A 16,682-nucleotide genomic window follows, 5' to 3' on the forward strand; every position below is an offset into this window, starting at 1 on the left:
TTGGCAATCGTAAGAGGGACACTTCGAAAATCAAGCTTTAGTATTATGGGTCTTTCAAAAATAGTCTTACCATTGATGGCAAAGCTGTATTACAAATAATACCAATTGTGAGGGGTAAGCGGCGTGCCAATTGTCGAGCTACATGTGATAGAAGGCTATAGCGCCAAGGAAAAACAACGACTTGGCCAAGCATTGACTGACGCAGTGCGATTCGTCGTGCCTGCTCCGCCTGATCTCGTCACGGTGCTTATCCATGACCTCCCACCTGAAGACTATTACCGGGGTGGCCAGACCAGACAGCCCGCGCCAGCGAAGGATGACCCCGAAAAGATCGTCCGGGCTTTTCTGGCGGAGATGAGTGAACGCGCGTTCGACAAAGCGAAGACCCGACTGGCACCGGGTTTCGTGATGCACTTCCCCGGAGCACAACCGATGCACGACTTGTCCGAGTTGATGGACTGGGCGGCGCCGCGCTATCGCAGCATCGCCAAGAGCTATGAAGGCTTCGATGCAATGCAAGGCGTAAGCGACGCCGCGATTGTCTATTGCCGGGGCACCTTGTCCGGGCAATGGCCCGATGGGACCCCTTTCGAAGGCATCCGCTTTATCGACCGGTTCGAGGTCGCCGACAATCTGATCACGCAGCAGGATGTCTGGAACGACATCGCAGAAACAAGGGCACAGGCATGAGCGAGATTGACCCGATCACTCTTTCGGTTCTGGCAGGTCGCATGGAACAGATCGCAGATGAGATGGACGCAACCCTGTTCCGCGCGGCTTTCAACCCCATCATTGCCGAGGCGCATGACGCCAGCCACGGGCTATATTCGGCCACAACTGGCGACACATTGGTTCAGGGCAAATCCGGCCTGCCGATCTTTGTGGGCGTGATGTCATTTGCGGTGAAGGCTGTGATCGAAAAAGCTGCTGCAGATGGCGATCTGGAAGACGGCGACATTTATATCTTCAACGACGCGCATATCGGCGGCACGCATCTGTCGGACATGCGATTGGTGCGGCCCTATTTTCGCGATGGTCAGCTATTCTGCTATCTCGCCTCGGTCGGGCACTGGCATGACGTGGGCGGAGCGGTTCCCGGAAACTACAACCCCGCCGCAACGGATGTATTTCAGGAAGCGTTCGTTCTTCCGCCAGTCAAACTGGCGCGGAAGGGCGAGGTCAATCAGGACATCATCGACATCCTGCTACGCAACACCCGCCTGCCCCAATCCGCCATGGGCGATCTAAACGGCCAGTTGGGGGCGCTTGATCTGGGCGTTCGGCGAATGGATGAGCTGCTGGACGAATACGGCGCGGACACCGTATCAGCCGCGCTGGATGCGCTCGGCCATCGGGCCGAGGCACTGATGCGAGCCGAGTTGCAGGACCTGCCTGATGGCCGGTGGGAGGCCGAGGATTTCCTCGACAATGATGGCATCACGGACACGCCCCTGCGCATCAATATGGCGCTTGAGATATCGGGCGACCGGATGGTTCTGGATTTCAGCGGCTCCTCGCCGCAATGTGCAGGGCCGGTAAATATCGCTCTGCCGACGACTGTCGCAACGGCCTATGTCGCCATCAAGCATGTCTTCCCATCCCTGCCCGCCAATGCCGGGGTGATGCGGCCCATCGAGGTCATTGTGCCCGATGACAGTCTGCTTTCGGCCAAGTTCCCGGCCCCGACCGGCGGATATACTGAAACCATCTTACGAATGATCGACGTGGTCTTTTCCGCCTTCGCCAAGGCCGCGCCGGACCGGGTGGTGGCCAATGCCTATGGCACGATCAACGCTCTGTCGATTGCGGGCAAACGGTCGAACGGGCAGCCTTGGGTAATGTTCAGCTTTTACGGGGGTGGGCACGGCGGCTCGATCGAAAGCGACGGGTTGAATCACGGCAATGCGCCAATTTCCACCGCCACGATCCCGCCGATGGAAATCCTTGAAGCCGCTTATCCCGTTATGTTCCGGCAATGGGCCCTGCGCCCGGACAGCGCCGGGGCCGGGGCGCATCGCGGCGGTCTTGGGGCTGTCTATGAAATCGAAGTGTTGGAAGAAAACGGGGCCGAGGCATTTTTGTTCGGAGAACGCGGACGTTTTGCGCCCAAGGGGATCGTCGAAGGTCAGGATGGCGCGATGAACGTCTTCACTTACGAACAGGATGATGGTTGGAAAGCGCCGCCTTTGGTGTCGAAAATGCGAGGGATCAAGTTGCGCCAAGGGCAAGCCGTCCGGTTGGAAACCCCCGGTGGCGGGGGATATGGTGCCACGAAACGCCGTGCGCCGGAAGACATCGCCAAAGACGTTTCTCGCGGTTTGGTCAGCCCCGATCAGGCGGATCAGGCCTATGGTTCCGCCTGGCGGGAGGTGGTGCAATGACCGGACATATGATTGGCGTCGATGTTGGCGGTACCTTCACGGATGTCTTCGTGTTGAACGAAGAAGGTGGCACCGCAACCGTCGCCAAGGTGCCCACCACCCGACCGGATCAGTCCAGTGGTTTCCTAGACGGGATCGGACGCGAGGTATCAGATCTGTCCGAAATTGCAGTGGTCGTGCATGGCACCACCGCGGGCACGAACGCCTTGTTGGAGCGCAAGGGCGCAAAAACCGGCGTGATCTGCACCCACGGCCTGCGTGACGTGCTGGAAATGCGCCGCCGCGACCGCCCCCGCACATGGGGCCTGCGCGGTGATTTCGAACCCGTCGTGGATCGGCGCGACCGGCTGGAAGTGTCCGAGCGCACCTTAGCCAACGGCAGCATCCGCACCCCGGTCGATCTGGACGCCGTGCGCGCGGCGGCCAATCAACTGCGCGATCAGGGATGCGAGGCCGTCGCGATCTTGTTCGCCAACGCCTATGCCAACCCCGAAAACGAGACCGCCGCCGTGGCAGCGGTGCGCGACATCTGGCCTAACCCGCATGTTTCGGCCTCATCCGAAATCCTGCCGGAAATCCGGGAATTCGAGCGGTTTTCGACCACCGCGCTGAACGCCTATCTTCAGCCCGAGGTTTCGGGTTACTTGAACCGGCTTGAGAACGCACTGCACTCGGGCGGGTTCGATGGTGAGTTCATGATCGTGCAATCCAACGGGGGTGTCATGGGCGTTGGTACCGCGTGCCAATTGCCGGTGCGCACCGCCCTGTCTGGCCCAGCCGCAGGGGTCATCGCAGCCGGTTACATCGCGCAATCGGCGGGGTTCGACAATGTTATCACCGGCGATATGGGCGGCACTAGTTTTGACGTCTCGCTGATTGCCGAAGGGCAGACGATGCTGTCGGCCCAGACTTCAATCGACTTTGGCATGGTCGTGCGCAACCCGATGATCGAGATCACGACCATCGGCGCAGGCGGCGGGTCAATTGCTTGGGTCGACAAGGGGGGGTTGCTGAATATCGGCCCGGAAAGTGCCGGTTCGAACCCCGGCCCGGTGGCCTATGGGCTGGGCAATGACCGCCCGACTGTGACCGACGCTAACGTGGTGCTGGGCCGGATCGACCCTGACAATCCCATTGGCGGCAAACTGGAAAGACTGGATGTCGAGGCGGCCCGTCAGGCGATTGACACTCATGTGGGTCAGCCACTTGACCTGTCCACGGTTGAGGCCGCCGAGGCCATCCTGCGTGTCGCCAATTCTCGCATGGCAGGCGCGATCCGACTGGTCAGTATCGAACGCGGGTTTGATCCCAAGCGGTTCGTCTTTATGCCCTTCGGCGGTGGTGGAGCACTGCATGCCGGGGCCATGCTGGCTGAGGTCGGCATCGCCCGCGCCATCGTTCCGCGCTATCCCGGCGTAACCTCGGCGATGGGCTGCGTGATTGCGGATATGCGGCAGGATTTCGTACAAACGATCAACACGCTGGTATCGCAGTTGGACAGCACCGCGATGGGGGCTTTCATGCAGGATCACGTCGATCAGGGTATGGCCTTGCTGGACGCCGCCCGAACCACGTTCGAGGCACGCGAAATCTCGTTCGAGCTCGACATGGCCTATGTGGGACAAACGCACACGGTACCGGTGCCGCTGACTGTCACCGTGTCGGACGGAAAGGTCAATCCGCCGGACAGCGCGGCCATAGAACAGGCTTTTGACGCGGCCTACAACGCCACCTATGGCAGACTTCTGAAAAACGGTATGCGCCGCATCCTGAACCTGCGCAGCGCGGTTACAGGCAAACGGCCCAAATTCGAACTGTCCACGCTGGCCCCTTCAACGCGAGGCCCGGTAGAACCAATGGCAACACGAAAGGTTCACTTTGCACAAAACTGGTACGACACGGCCATTTTTGACCGTCTGTCCCTGCCAGTCGGGGCTGTCATCAAGGGGCCTGCGATCCTGACGCAGCCCGACACCACCGTACTGATCGAACCGCATCTGCAAGGCTGCGTGGATGCCTATGGTAACACGATCATTGAACCGAAGGAGGCCGAGTGAATGAGCGATCCAATCACCTGGGACCCGCAAAAGACGGCCCTTCTGACCATCGACCTGCAAAATGACTTCCTGCATCCCGAGGGCGCATACGGTCGCGCCGGGCAATCGGCCCCCGCCATTGCGGCTTTGCCCGACCGCATCGCGCCGTTGGCACGGCGGCTGCAAGAGGCCGGAGGGCGCTATTTCTCGGCCCAGTTCACGCTGGTGCCCGATCGCAATGGCGAGCCGCTGATCGCCCCACACCTGAAACAGTTGCGCCCCTTTCTGACCAAGGGCGATTTTGCCCCCAACGGGTTCGGTCACGCATTGGTCGACGCGCTGCAACCTTGCGACTTCGTCATCGAAAAGGTTGCCTACTCTGCCTTCTACCAGACCCGGTTGGAATACCTGATGCGCGCCGTGGGGATCGAAAACCTGATCGTTGGCGGGATAGTTACCAACGGCGGCGTTGCCTCGACCCTGCGCGACGCGCATCTGCGCAATATTGAAACTGTGATGCTGACCGACGGCTGTGCGGCCTTCCGGGATGAAGTTCATAAGGCCACGATCCTGTCACTGGGCACGGTCACACATCAACGCACCTGCGCCGAGGTACTGAACTGGCTGGAGGGCGCAGCATGAACCTGAAATCCCGCCTGCAACAGCAAAAAATTCTTGTCGCGCCCGGTGTCTATGACGGGCTGACCGCCTCGCTTGCCGAAAAGGCGGGGTTCGAGGCGCTGTATCTCAGCGGGGCCGCCGTGGCCTATACGCGGCTTGGACGTCCCGATATCGGCTTGTCCACTGCCTCGGAAATGGCCGACACCATGACCCTGATCGCGGATCGGGTTGGGCTGCCGGTTATAATCGACGCGGATACCGGCTTTGGCAACGCGCTAAACGCACAGCGTACCATGCGGCTTTACGAACGCGCCGGAGCCTCGGCCCTACAAGTTGAAGACCAGACCTATCCCAAACGCTGCGGGCACCTGTCGGACAAATCGCTGATCCCGGCGCAGGAGATGGCCGGAAAGATCGCCGCCATGGCCGATGCACGCGCCAGTGCCGATACGCTGATCATCGCGCGAACGGACGCTATCGCGGTCGAAGGCTTCTCCGCCGCGACCGACCGCGCCGAAACCTATCTTGAGGCAGGCGCGGATGTGCTGTTCATCGAGGCTCCGCAGAGCCGAGAGCAACTCACCGCCATTGCCGACCAATTCGCCCACCGCGTGCCCCTTTTGGCGAACATGGTCGAGGGGGGCGCGACCCCCATACTCGGGGCCAGCGATCTGGAGGAGCAGAGCTATTCCATCGTCATCTTCCCTGGCGGTATCGTAAGGGCGCTGGCCAAGACGGCACAGGCTTATTACCAAAGCCTTGCCGCAAACGGCTCCAACAAACCCTTTGCGGATCGCATGTTCGACTTCGGTGGCTTGAACGAAGTTATCGGAACCGCCGATATGCTGGAAGCCGGGGCGCGCTATGACGACCCCCAGAGTTGAAAGCGCCCTGCCCGACCAATTTGATCTGAAGACCGGCACTTTGATTGTCGGCGCTGGCGCTTGCGGCATGGTCGCGGCCCTGTCTGCCGCTGAACAGGCGCAAGATGTGTTAGTGATCGAGGCTGACCCGGTCCCCAGCGGCTCAACCGCCCTATCCGCGGGGTTGATCCCAGCTGCGGGCACCCGATTGCAACAGGCCGCGGGGATCACCGATTCTGCCGCGCTGTTTGCAAACGATATTCAGGCAAAAGCCCATCATCAGAACGATCAGGCACTGGTGGATCTGCTGGCAGGGACTGCCGCAGAGGTCATTGACTGGCTGACCGATCGGTACGGCCTACCCTTTTCGGTTGTGACGGATTTCGACTATCCCGGACATTCCCGCAGACGGATGCACGGCCTTCCGACCCGCTCGGGCGAGGAACTGATCAATGCCCTGCGCAGCGCCTGCGAAGACGCGGGTCTGGACATCATCTGCGACCGTCGCGCAACGGTGCTGTATCGAGACGACGACCAGATCCTCGGTATCGCTGTCACCGGCCCGGATGACCTCGTCGAAACCATCGAATGCGACCGTCTGATCCTTGCCTGCAACGGGTACGGCGGCAATCGCGAACTGGTCGCCCAACATATGCCCCAGATCGAACAAGCCTTGTGGTTCGGCCACAGCGGCAACCGGGGTGAGGCCGTTTTGTGGGGTGAAGCAATGGGGGCCGACTTGCAGAACCTCGGTGCCTTTCAGGGCCACGGCAATGTCGCCCATCCACATGGCATCCTGATAACCTGGGCCGTCATCACCGAAGGTGGCGTCCAGGTGAACCGCGACGGCCAACGCTTCTGGAACGAGGCGCAGGGCTATTCCGAAGCCGCCCGTGCTGTGCTGTCTCAACCCGGTGGTGAAGCCTTTGCCATCTTCGACGAGCGCATCGCGGCGATAGCGCGCCAGTTTGAGGATTTCAAACAAGCCGAGGCAGTTGGGGCCATCCATTCGGCAAATTCAATTCAGGACCTCGCGACCCGCCTCGCCATGCCTGCTGACTCCCTGGCACAAACGCTGCGGGACATATCGGAAGGCGGTACAGACAGGTTTGGCCGCACTTTCAGTTCACCCCCTCTGACCCCGCCCTACAAGGGCGTACGTGTCACCGGTGCCTTGTTTCATACTCAAGGTGGTTTGAAGATCGACGCCTCAGCTCGGGTGCTTCGTGCAAATGGTGCTGCGATCCAGAACCTTTATGCTGGAGGAGGCGCCGCCTGCGGTGTCTCGGGTACGGGCGACAGCGGATATCTGTCAGGAAATGGCTTGCTGAGCGCGGTTGTTTTGGGGCGAATTGCTGGGCGACAGAACGGAGCCTTTCGTAGTCGCTAAAACTTCTAGGCCCGTCATTTTTGTCTGCGCGCAGCATCTTTGTCCGGAAAAGCGCGTGAAAACCTTGATAAACAGTAATCGCTGATCGGTTTTGGTAGCGCATCTTCTTGCTGGTCAAACCGCCCAAGGCAGCATCGCGCCAAGGTCGCGCGGCGGTGCAAATTGTGCTAGGGTCAGGACCTTGGTTGCTGCGTATTGCTTTTTCTGGATTTTCGCCGCTCGCGCTTTTGCTGGGCCTTTTTTTGTTATGCGGACCGGTTATTGCGTTGGCGGAAATCTTGGGCGCCAAATGCATGGCGCCTGTGATCAGAAACGCACAATATGACTATGTTTCGAACCTTCCCAACACATCCAATAACGCGCAGGACGTCGCCGCAGCACTGGGGCGTATCCACTTTGATGTGACCGAGCTCTACGATCTGGACTATCGCCACATGCGGCTGGCTCTTCGTGATTTTTCCGACAAGGCGGCGGGGGCCGATGCGGTGTTGGTCTATTTCGCCGGCCACTGGATCGAGATCGACAATACCAACTACCTTATCGCCTCCAATGCTAAGCTTAGGAATGACAGTCATAGACTTGGTCAACATGATCCGCAAAGGTCAATCCACGCCCGGATATCATCCGTTTCAACGGTTCGCGCAATTGGCAGGATAGTCACCTTTCCTGCTCAACCTACATTGCCTTCGAAGAAACTCGCGACAAAACCCTTCGCCGGGCAGCCTGAAGATCTCTGATTCTGCCAGGAACGGCCTATTGACTGCATCGGCTTGACAACCGGGCAGAGCGATCTTTTGGCCGACCCGGACTGACCACCTCAGAATTGCTACGTCCGGTCATCGGGACTGATCGTCTGCCCTGCCGCGTCGAAAAATTGCAGTTTCTCGGGTGCAAAATGTAAGCCGATTTGTGATCCGGCCCTAATCTGTGTGTCCCCGCCAAGGCGAACCGTCACTTTCTCTTCAAACCCGCAATCGACGATGATGAACATATCGGCGCCAAGATACTCGACCACCTCAACCTTGCCGTCGCTGTGACCAGAGCCAGGTTCGACGACACTTATATGTTCCGGACGGATGCCCAGCATCGTAGCTGTACCAGTCCGATCAAACGGGCCGCCTCCACCGTTTTCCAGCTGAAACTGATCGCCGGACACAGTGCAAGGAATGACGTTCATTTTCGGGCTGCCGATGAACTGCGCCACGAACAGGTTGGCGGGGCGTTCGTATAGTTCGCGTGGAGTACCGACTTGTGCGATCTTGCCGAATTCCAGCACCACGATGCGATCAGCCAGTGTCATCGCCTCGACCTGATCATGAGTCACATAGATCATGGTGCGGTTGAGGCTCTGGTGAAGCTTGGCAATCTCATACCGCATTTCGACCCTGAGGGCCGCGTCCAGGTTTGACAACGGCTCATCGAACAGGAAGGCGGTGGGGTCACGCACAATCGACCGACCGATCGCCACTCGCTGACGCTGGCCGCCGGATAAGTCTTTGGGTTTGCGCTCCAAATAGGATTCGAGCTTGAGGACCTCGGCGGCTTTTCCCACACGTTCGGCAATCTCGTTCTTGGATACGCCAGCCACTTTAAGCGAGAACCCCATATTTTCAGCCACGGTCAGGTGCGGATAAAGTGCGTAGGACTGGAACACCATGGTCAGCCCACGCTTTGAAGGTGGATTATCGGTGACGTCATCCCCATTGATCAAAAGTGACCCACGCGAGATGTCCTCGAGCCCACCGATCATCCGTAACAGGGTTGATTTACCACAGCCCGACGGGCCAACGAAGACGACAAACTCGCCCTCTTCGATCTTTAGGTCGATGCCTTTGATCACCTGCACTTCGCCGAACCATTTCTCGACGGATTTGAGTTCGATGCTGCCCATCAGTTTCTCCCTGCCCAATGTAGCCAGACGGCGGCGGTCCATGTGAACGAATTGCCACCGGCAGGACTCCCGGTAATCGGATCGTAGTATTCGGCAAACCCGTGGCCTGCGATCAGACGACCGGTTTTCAGGCGCAGCGCTTCGGCCTCAACCCCGTGGCCCATATCCTTCAGACCGAACCCCGCCAGCATGTTCATGAACGCCCATGTTGGCCCGCGCCAATATCGACGTTCATCGAATTTGGGCGATGTGGGATCATAGCTGGGGATCGGGTGCGGAACCGTAGTCAGAACAGTTTTCAACCGGTCCAACATTTGCTGGGATTCGATGCCTGCATACCAGCACAGATAGCTTGCATTTGAGACGCTTTCAGCCCACTGGCCCGTATGCGCATCTCGGGCATCAAAGGCTCCCAACGTTTCGTTCCATAGTGACTTTGCACCGGCGTCGAGCCGGTCCACGTCAGCACTAAGGCCTTCAGCCCTGATCCCCAATTCCTTGCTGATCGCCAGCAGATCGTGGGCGGCACGTAGGGCTGTGAAACTCATGGTCGGATCGGCAACACGGAACGGGTTCTTCTCCAGCAATTGCTGCTGATCCCAGCCCGCTTCACGCCCAATCTGCACCAGTTTGATGTAGCGGTCATAGTCGTATTTGGTGGGCCGGTCGGCGCTGTTCACGTGGCTGGTGTCGCGGCGCTGGTATTCCCCCACGTCCGAGGCATCAATGCCCGCCATCGCGCCATCCCAGTCCGGTGCATTGTCACGCCCTGCCTCCCACGGGTGGGTGGTGCAGACCGCGCCTTGATCATCAAGACGCCATCTCATAAACCACTGATGCCAAGCCAACATGGCCGGGAACAGGGCGCGGAGGCGGTCTTCACCAGCCGCGGGGTCTTTCTCCCATATCCGCCGCGCCATGGTGGCCGCCAGCGGTGGCTGGGTTACGCCAGACGAGGCAATTGGCCCAGTTCCGCCCCAGACATCCGGCCCGGGAAAATAGCCCGGATCCGGTTTGTGAAACAGGATATGTGGGAGCATTCCGTCATCCCACTGGCCCGAGAACAGCGTCTCAAGCTCAGTCCAGGCACGGTCGATATCGAACTCGGCAAAACCCAGCGCGGCGACCGCGCTGTCCCAGTTCCACTGGTAGGGATAGAGCCCGCTGGTTGGGATCGTATAGCCGCCCCGATCGTTGGCAATCAGGATATTGCGCGCGGAATCCGTCGGCGAAGTAAAGTGGTTCATGTCTGTCATCCTTTGACCGAACCTGCAGTCAGGCCCTTGGTCATGAAACGTTCAAGCCCCAGAAACAGGGCCATAATCGGAACGGTGGCAATCACCGCGCCGGCCATCAGGTGTTGGCGTGGGATTTCCGAGGAGTTCAGCATTGTGACGCCTCGGGTTAGGGTGAATTTCGAGGGATCGTCCAGCAGCATGAAGGCCAGAAGGAATTCGTTCCAAGCGATCATGAAGACATAGAGCGACACCGAAGCAAGCGCAGGAAGGCTGAGCGGCAGGGTGATCTTCCAGATCACTGCCAGGCGCGAGAGACCATCCATCAGACCGGCCTCTTCCACCTCGGTCGGGAGACCGCGGAAATACCCCTGCAGCATGTATAGCGCGACCGGGATAGTGGTGACCGGGTAGATCATGACGATGCCAAGGATCGAATTCCGCAACCCAGTGAGCGAGAATGCTATATAAATCGGCAGCGCCAGAACGATCATCGGCACCATGTAGATCAGCAGGATCGAGCGTGAGAATGCCTTTTGGCCCTTGAACCGGAACCGCGCGACCGCATAGGCCCCTGGAATGCTGAAAGCCAGTGTGATGAAGACCGTCAGCACCGAGACGTAGAAGGACGTCCACAGGTACGAGCCGAAATTGAAGTCGCGGAACAGTTCTGTGTAGCTGCGAAACAGTGCCCAGCCCTGATCCAAATCCAGCGAGAAATCCAGCGGGTTCTGCAACAGGGCCTGTTGAGATTTGAGGCTGGTCATCACCATCACGTAGAAGGGGAAGACGACGATGGCCGTGAAGAAGATGTATCCAAAACCAGTGCAGAACCGGATCACAGCGTCTTCATATTCATGACGGGTAAGTTCGCCAAAGGGCAGTTCTTTCAGGATTTCCGCCATCGACAGGTGCATGACGGCAGCAATCGCCACCACAGTGACCAGCACGGCCTGCAATGTGGTGTCCGAGCCAATCAGAACCGGGCCAAAACTGGTCAGGCAGGTTAGACCCAACAGAGCCGACACGCCCAGACGCGCAGAGGCATGGCGGGCCGGAAAGCGGACATACGCCAAACCCGCAAGTGCGCCCCAGATGACGCTCAGCAGAACCTGCGGACGGAAAGCAGCACCCGTGGCGAAGGACATTGTGACCGCGATGGTGGTAGCGATTACAACCAGCCAAAGCGCGCCTAGGATCGGGCCAGTGAAATAACCTTGTCGCATCACAGACCCTCCTCACGGCTAATGAACTTGAAAAAGACTAAGCTGAAGGTGATCAGGCACAGCAATATGACCACGGCCACAGCCGCGCCCGCCCCGATATTCGACACCGCAAAGGCCTGTTCATAGACGTTCACAGTCAGCGTGCGGGTTCCTGCATTGCCACCGGTCAACAGGAAGATGTCATCGAATTTGTTGAACGTCCAGATGAAGCGCAGCAGGAACAGGACCGACAAGATGCCCAGCAGTTGCGGGATGCTCAGCAGCCAAAACTTCTGGAACGGTGAAGCGACATCCATATCCGCTGCCTCATACATGCTGCTATCGATGGACTGCATCCGCGCCAGAATGAACAGGAAGGACAGCGGGAAGTAGCGCCAGATTTCAAAGACGGTGACCATGATCAGCGCCAGCGGGCGTTCCCCGAAGAAGTTGATCGGCTCGCTGCTTAGCCCCATCTGCACAAGCTGCGCATTGGCCGAGCCTGAGAAGGGGTCGAACAGTGTTACCCAAGTAAACGCCACGGCGATTACGGGGGCCACATAGGGAAACAGGTAAAGACCCCGGATGAACCCTTGTCCCTTGAAACTTTTGTTCAGTAGCAGGGCTGCAAAGAGCCCCATGACAAGTGCGCCGATGGTGCCGAAAACCGTGTAAAACAGCGTAACCCACAGCACGCCCCAGAACTCGTCGCCGTCGAACACACGGGCGAAGTTCTCCAGGCTGAACTCGAAATTCGTCAAAACACTGGGGCCGCTGCCAGTGACTGTTGGTTCTGACCCTTCAACCAGATCTTCGAACGCGTCCGGGTCACCATCGACCGCAACAGGGACGCGAATACGCTCGCGTTGGCCACCTTCCAGCGTACCAAAGTCGCAGAACAGCTCTTGCCCGGTTAACGCACAAGGGGCTGCAACGTCGCCGAGTGGCATCACGCCATCGGGCAGGACATCCCGGACGGTCACGCCATCAATCGCAATATCCTGACTGGAGTTGCGCAGGCGGTATTCGATCCGCAGATCATCACCCGATCCACGCAGGCTTTCACGCACGACCGGCGCAGGAGGGCGCAGGTCAGAAAGGGTGAAGGGTTTGAAGCTGATCCAGAAGATCGCCAGCAGGGGCAGGATCACAACCAGCGACACACTGATGATGGTCGGAGCCAGCAGCGTCCAGGCCAGACGCGCCTCGCGTTTGGCTAACGCCCCGGTTCCGGTCGGTGGGGTGGCCGAAGTCATAGTTTACCTCGAAGGGTTTAGGGGCAGCGGCGCGCACGCCGCTGCAGGTGCCGGGGTGGTTACTGAACCTTGCCCAACTCGTCGTTCATTGCCGCGATGGCTGCGGCCGCGTCGATCTCGTCGTCGATATACTGGCGCACGACGCGGTTTATGGCCTGGCTGTTGATCATCTTCGACGCCAACGCCAGTTGGCCTTCAGCCACACCCCAGCGCTGTGCCACATCCAGGCCGCCAACGATTTCGTCGATCATGGATTGTTCGTACAGATCACCCAGCGGGGCCTTACGATCGACACCAACAGGTAGCTCTGCCCAGGCTTCTGAGAACGCGGTTGGGTTGTCGGCATTGCCACGGCGAACCGGGAACTTGCCTTCCGGCGCGATGGCCAGCGTCTGGGTGTAACCCTCGTCCATGGCGTATTTCACGAACTCCATCGCTGCATCGGTATCGGCATCATTGGTGATTCCAAAGTACCGCACATCCCCCCAAGCCGCGCCATCAGGGTTCGACGGACCCGACAGTTTGGTCACGATGCCGGTCTTGCCGGCCAGATCGCGCGAGGTCGGGTCGTCGTTGATCGTTGGCGGGGCGCTGTCACGCAGACCGGCCAGTTCGTCCAGTATGAATGGCGACCAGATGATCATCGCGGCCTTGCCGTCAAAATACAGTTCGCGCGATTGTTTCCAGAAAAGCTCACCCGGAGGTGACGCTTTGGAGATTGCTTTGTAGAAATCCAAAACTTCGGTGGTCTTGGCTTCGTCCAGCGGTTGGAACCCATCAGGGCCAACGGGACTGACGCCATTGGCGAGGAACACGTGCTCCAGCACCTGACTCATGAAGTTTTCGTCAACCTTGGTGGCTGAGACAAACCCGTACATTTCCGGCGGGTTGTGCAAGGCTTCCAATGCGGCCTTAATATCCGCAAAGCTGTCGGGGGCCTCCAAACCCGCCTCGTCGAACAGGTCCTTGCGGTAAACGACCATCTGCGTCCAGCCATCGACTGGAACCGAGGCGGTTTCGCCGTTGAACGCAGCCATCGCCAAAGCACCGGGTGCAAAAGTGTCTGCGCCCAGTTCTTCGATCACTTCGGTCGCGGCTTCGGTGTCCAGAATGCCAGCCTCGGCCCAGGGCAACGCGTATTGCAGCGTGTGATAGACAACATCCGGCAGGTCGCCAGCAGCAAAAGCGGCAGTCGCGCGCGTTCCCAGATCGCTTTCGGTGACCGGGATCACCTCAACTGTGGTGCCGGTTTCGACTTTGAACTGGTCCGCCATCTCTTGCTGTTTGGCCAGACGTTCGGGCTGCTCTTCAGTTGTCCAAAAACGGATTGTGTCGGCCTGCACTGATAGCGCTGTCAGCGCCAGCGCAAGTGACGAGCCAAGCATCAGCTTCGCAGCTTTGGGTGTTAGTTTCATCGGTGTCCTCCCCGGTTGTGTTCACGTCAGATGGTTTAGTTTCTGCGCCAATTCGTGTGACGTCAGTTTTGGTGGCCCGTCAGAGCCACCTTCGATCAGAGTGGCCTCGACCAGTTCTCGCAAGCCTGCAGCCGCTTCGCCGCGGATTTGTCGGATCAGTAATGTCGCCAGCCGTACACCGGCCGCGCGGGAATCGACGGAAAATGTGGTCAGTGCAGGCCGCGCGTAACGGCATTCCGGAATGCCGTCATAGCCAATCACCGAGATGTCGCGCCCTATCTCGAGCCCCTGATCCTGCGCATCCGCGCAGAACCCCAGTGCGGCCAGATCGGTCGCGAAGACAATCGCTGTTGGAGGTTGATCCAAGGCCATCAGTACTCGTCCCTGCGCTGCGCCATCTTCGCGCGTGCGCGCACCCTCCTGGATCAGATCCGGATCCAATGGCAGACCAGCAGCGTGCAGACCCTCGGCATAACCGTCACGGCGTAGATGCGCGTAGTTGAACTTGGGATCGCTCCCGACAAAGCCTATGCGTGTATGCCCCAAATTGCTCAGCCGCAAAACGGCATTGCGCATCGCGCTTTCCCCGGCAATGTCGAACCACGAAGTCTCGTCCCAATCGTTCGGTTGTCCATAGCCGGTGCGACCATACAGGATATGAGGCACCCCAAGACTGCGCAGCAGGCCGATACGTGCATCCTTCACCGCTGTCCGCGGTAGAATAAACCCATCGGCCTTCCGTTCTTCGTAGAGGCGGCTAAGAACTTTTAGTGTGTCTTTCTCGGAGGTCGCCGTGGAAATCGTCATGGTCCAATCCAGACAGCTTGCTGCTTCGCAGGCTCCGGCCAGAAAGTCCTGCAAGAAGGGATTGTGCTGATCCGGTTCCTCGCTGTTGATAACCATCGCTATCGCACGAACTTGCCCGGTTCGGATCGCCTGCGCATGGCTGAGCGGGCGGTATCCCAATACCCGAGCCGCTTTTTCAACACGTGCGCGCGTCGTCGAAGAGATATCCGGATACCCGTTGAGCGCGCGTGAAACAGTGCTTTTGGACAAGCCCAGATGCGCAGCCAATTCGTCCAATTTTACCCGGCCCGAGACGGTTGCTGGACCGGATTGGTCACGCGGTGGATATGAAAGATTCGCAGTCATTGAAGCTATTTGTTCGTTCCGAAACCGGTTTCGGCAACAAAAAAGTTAAAATAAGTGCAACCTGGTTATTTTTTGAACGCTTTAAGGATCGCGCCAATAATGAAAGGAAACACGTAGAAGGAGTTTGGCTCTCCTATCCCGACCGAGATGGTCAGGCGCAAGTAGCAAAACGAAACATCGGAACAGGATAGCAGGTTCACCAAGAGGCAAACCCGCCGAGCCGATCTCTTGATTTCGTGCAAAGTTGTGATCCCGACATCCATTGCGGGCCTCTGCCACGGGCCTATTGTTGCCTCGAACTACAGACGGGTTTTTATTGGTCTTTGGGATGTTGTTAGCCAGTGAAAGGACACCTCATGAACTCTTTGACTCAAGCTCTTCTAGGCGCCGCCGTATTCAGCGCTTCAATGGGTATTGCAGTGCATGCAGGCGATCTACAGGCTGGTGGTGAGACAGCTGGTCAATGCGCCGCCTGTCATGGCAATGCCGGGATCAGCACCGCAGATAATTTTCCAAACCTCGCAGGGCAAAAAGAAGGTTATATCAAGGCGCAATTGAAGGCATTCAAATCAGGGACGAGGAAGAACGATCTGATGAATGCAATTGCCGCAAACCTGACCGACTCGGATATCGAGAACCTGGCTACTTATTTTGCCAGTCTGCCCGGAGGTGAAGCCGGCGCGGTCGCGAATAATGAAACTGGTTTGGACGGTTCACTCTTGAAGCTGCCAGAGGACTACCAAACAACTTTCACCCGATATCATCGCAAAGACTATGACGATCGTAAGCAAGTGCGGTTTTTCAGCGGTAACAACATTGCACTTGCCGGAGTGGCGGATGGGGGGCCTTTTGAACCCGGAGCCTATTTCCTTGTGGAAGTATTCGACGCCAAGAAGGACGCCGATGGCAATCTGCTCAAAGATGCAGAAGGCCGTCTTATCGCTGGTGAACGCAAGTTATACACCGCGATGGAAAAACGAACCGGGTGGGGTGATGGCGTGCCCGATATCTATCGAAATGACAACTGGCGGTATTCCGTGTTCGAAGCTGATGGCAGCAACAAAGACGGCGTAAATGAAGCGCCCTGCATGGCGTGCCACAAGCCCCTGACAGAGGATGATTATGCCTTTACCGTTGATTGGGTGGAAGGTTTCCAATTCTCAAAGACAATCGGGTATTCTCACAAACTTTTAGAGTAAGTGTTTGAAGTTCCCTGTGCCTGATTGGCAAGGGCCAG

General features: G+C 58.3%; 15 protein-coding genes. 9 read left to right on the plus strand and 6 right to left on the minus strand.

From position 1 onward, the window contains the following. The first annotated feature begins 123 nt into the window (after positions 1 to 123). The 7 genes from ACR0L1_RS10400 (at position 124) to ACR0L1_RS10430 (ending at position 8,028) form a co-directional block, all read left to right on the plus strand. On the plus strand, positions 124 to 690 hold the full coding sequence (locus ACR0L1_RS10400; protein ID WP_480858662.1) for a tautomerase family protein: 567 nt from the start codon (positions 124 to 126) through the stop codon (positions 688 to 690). Beyond that, positions 687 to 2,381, plus strand: coding sequence for a hydantoinase B/oxoprolinase family protein (locus tag ACR0L1_RS10405; RefSeq protein WP_170789213.1), 1,695 nt, complete (start codon positions 687 to 689; stop codon positions 2,379 to 2,381). The genes ACR0L1_RS10400 and ACR0L1_RS10405 overlap by 4 nt, the downstream gene beginning before the upstream one ends. After that, a complete protein-coding gene (locus ACR0L1_RS10410; RefSeq protein ID WP_480858665.1) occupies positions 2,378 to 4,438 on the plus strand; it encodes a hydantoinase/oxoprolinase family protein in 2,061 nt (686 codons plus the stop codon). The genes ACR0L1_RS10405 and ACR0L1_RS10410 overlap by 4 nt, the downstream gene beginning before the upstream one ends. Beyond that, complete coding sequence (locus ACR0L1_RS10415) at positions 4,439 to 5,059, plus strand: cysteine hydrolase family protein (protein WP_480858667.1); 621 nt, start codon at positions 4,439 to 4,441, stop codon at positions 5,057 to 5,059. It begins immediately after the preceding gene. Then, entirely contained in the window at positions 5,056 to 5,922 is an 867-nt protein-coding gene (locus ACR0L1_RS10420; RefSeq protein WP_480858669.1) for an isocitrate lyase/PEP mutase family protein, read from the plus strand. Before ACR0L1_RS10415 ends, ACR0L1_RS10420 begins: the two co-directional genes overlap by 4 nt. Further along, a complete protein-coding gene (locus ACR0L1_RS10425) occupies positions 5,903 to 7,291 on the plus strand; it encodes an FAD-dependent oxidoreductase (RefSeq protein ID WP_480858670.1) in 1,389 nt (462 codons plus the stop codon). The genes ACR0L1_RS10420 and ACR0L1_RS10425 overlap by 20 nt, the downstream gene beginning before the upstream one ends. 185 nt (positions 7,292 to 7,476) lie before the next feature. Then, positions 7,477 to 8,028 carry a caspase family protein gene (locus ACR0L1_RS10430; RefSeq protein WP_480858672.1) on the plus strand — a complete coding sequence of 184 codons (552 nt, stop codon included), beginning with the start codon at positions 7,477 to 7,479 and terminating at the stop codon, positions 8,026 to 8,028. An 89-nt stretch (positions 8,029 to 8,117) separates the two neighbouring features. Here the strand turns inward: ACR0L1_RS10430 and ACR0L1_RS10435 are convergent, their stop codons facing one another. The 6 genes from ACR0L1_RS10435 to ACR0L1_RS10460 are packed head-to-tail and all read right to left on the minus strand — an operon-like array spanning position 8,118 to position 15,445. Then, positions 8,118 to 9,182: an ABC transporter ATP-binding protein gene (locus ACR0L1_RS10435; protein WP_170783456.1), complete on the minus strand. Its 1,065-nt coding sequence runs from the start codon at positions 9,180 to 9,182 to the stop codon at positions 8,118 to 8,120. After that, positions 9,182 to 10,429: an MGH1-like glycoside hydrolase domain-containing protein gene (locus tag ACR0L1_RS10440; protein ID WP_480858675.1), complete on the minus strand. Its 1,248-nt coding sequence runs from the start codon at positions 10,427 to 10,429 to the stop codon at positions 9,182 to 9,184. Before ACR0L1_RS10440 ends, ACR0L1_RS10435 begins: the two co-directional genes overlap by 1 nt. Positions 10,430 to 10,434: 5 nt before the next feature. Beyond that, positions 10,435 to 11,643 carry a carbohydrate ABC transporter permease gene (locus ACR0L1_RS10445; protein WP_480858677.1) on the minus strand — a complete coding sequence of 403 codons (1,209 nt, stop codon included), beginning with the start codon at positions 11,641 to 11,643 and terminating at the stop codon, positions 10,435 to 10,437. Then, entirely contained in the window at positions 11,643 to 12,878 is a 1,236-nt protein-coding gene (locus tag ACR0L1_RS10450) for a carbohydrate ABC transporter permease (protein WP_480858679.1), read from the minus strand. The genes ACR0L1_RS10445 and ACR0L1_RS10450 overlap by 1 nt, the downstream gene beginning before the upstream one ends. A gap of 59 nt (positions 12,879 to 12,937) precedes the next feature. Continuing rightward, positions 12,938 to 14,293: an ABC transporter substrate-binding protein gene (locus tag ACR0L1_RS10455; RefSeq protein WP_480504559.1), complete on the minus strand. Its 1,356-nt coding sequence runs from the start codon at positions 14,291 to 14,293 to the stop codon at positions 12,938 to 12,940. A 21-nt stretch (positions 14,294 to 14,314) separates the two neighbouring features. Continuing rightward, the gene (locus ACR0L1_RS10460) at positions 14,315 to 15,445 is read right to left on the minus strand and encodes a LacI family DNA-binding transcriptional regulator (protein WP_480504557.1); all 1,131 of its coding nucleotides are present in this window, start codon (positions 15,443 to 15,445) and stop codon (positions 14,315 to 14,317) included. On the opposite strand from ACR0L1_RS10460, the gene ACR0L1_RS10465 reads away from it, so the two are divergent. Further along, positions 15,427 to 15,636, plus strand: a complete 210-nt coding sequence (locus ACR0L1_RS10465; protein WP_480504555.1) for a hypothetical protein — start codon at positions 15,427 to 15,429, stop codon at positions 15,634 to 15,636. The two genes, ACR0L1_RS10460 and ACR0L1_RS10465, sit on opposite strands and share 19 nt — an antisense overlap. A 165-nt stretch (positions 15,637 to 15,801) precedes the next feature. Then, complete coding sequence (locus tag ACR0L1_RS10470; RefSeq protein ID WP_480504553.1) at positions 15,802 to 16,644, plus strand: cytochrome P460 family protein; 843 nt, start codon at positions 15,802 to 15,804, stop codon at positions 16,642 to 16,644. Positions 16,645 to 16,682: the final 38 nt, after the last annotated feature.

Source organism: Ruegeria sp. J8 (genome assembly GCF_056531925.1).

What these genes read in the sequence shown, in the direction of transcription:
- ACR0L1_RS10405 (WP_170789213.1), top strand. Translation starts at nt 687, where the DNA reads ATGAGCGAGATTGACCCGATCACTCTTTCGGTTCTGGCAGGTCGCATG.
- ACR0L1_RS10410 (WP_480858665.1), top strand. Translation starts at nt 2,378, where the DNA reads ATGACCGGACATATGATTGGCGTCGATGTTGGCGGTACCTTCACGGAT.
- ACR0L1_RS10415 (WP_480858667.1), top strand. Translation starts at nt 4,439, where the DNA reads ATGAGCGATCCAATCACCTGGGACCCGCAAAAGACGGCCCTTCTGACC.
- ACR0L1_RS10420 (WP_480858669.1), top strand. Translation starts at nt 5,056, where the DNA reads ATGAACCTGAAATCCCGCCTGCAACAGCAAAAAATTCTTGTCGCGCCC.
- ACR0L1_RS10425 (WP_480858670.1), top strand. Translation starts at nt 5,903, where the DNA reads ATGACGACCCCCAGAGTTGAAAGCGCCCTGCCCGACCAATTTGATCTG.
- ACR0L1_RS10435 (WP_170783456.1), bottom strand. Translation starts at nt 9,182, where the DNA reads ATGGGCAGCATCGAACTCAAATCCGTCGAGAAATGGTTCGGCGAAGTG.
- ACR0L1_RS10440 (WP_480858675.1), bottom strand. Translation starts at nt 10,429, where the DNA reads ATGAACCACTTTACTTCGCCGACGGATTCCGCGCGCAATATCCTGATT.
- ACR0L1_RS10445 (WP_480858677.1), bottom strand. Translation starts at nt 11,643, where the DNA reads ATGCGACAAGGTTATTTCACTGGCCCGATCCTAGGCGCGCTTTGGCTG.
- ACR0L1_RS10450 (WP_480858679.1), bottom strand. Translation starts at nt 12,878, where the DNA reads ATGACTTCGGCCACCCCACCGACCGGAACCGGGGCGTTAGCCAAACGC.
- ACR0L1_RS10455 (WP_480504559.1), bottom strand. Translation starts at nt 14,293, where the DNA reads ATGAAACTAACACCCAAAGCTGCGAAGCTGATGCTTGGCTCGTCACTT.
- ACR0L1_RS10465 (WP_480504555.1), top strand. Translation starts at nt 15,427, where the DNA reads ATGAAAGATTCGCAGTCATTGAAGCTATTTGTTCGTTCCGAAACCGGT.
- ACR0L1_RS10460 (WP_480504557.1), bottom strand. Translation starts at nt 15,445, where the DNA reads ATGACTGCGAATCTTTCATATCCACCGCGTGACCAATCCGGTCCAGCA.
- ACR0L1_RS10470 (WP_480504553.1), top strand. Translation starts at nt 15,802, where the DNA reads ATGAACTCTTTGACTCAAGCTCTTCTAGGCGCCGCCGTATTCAGCGCT.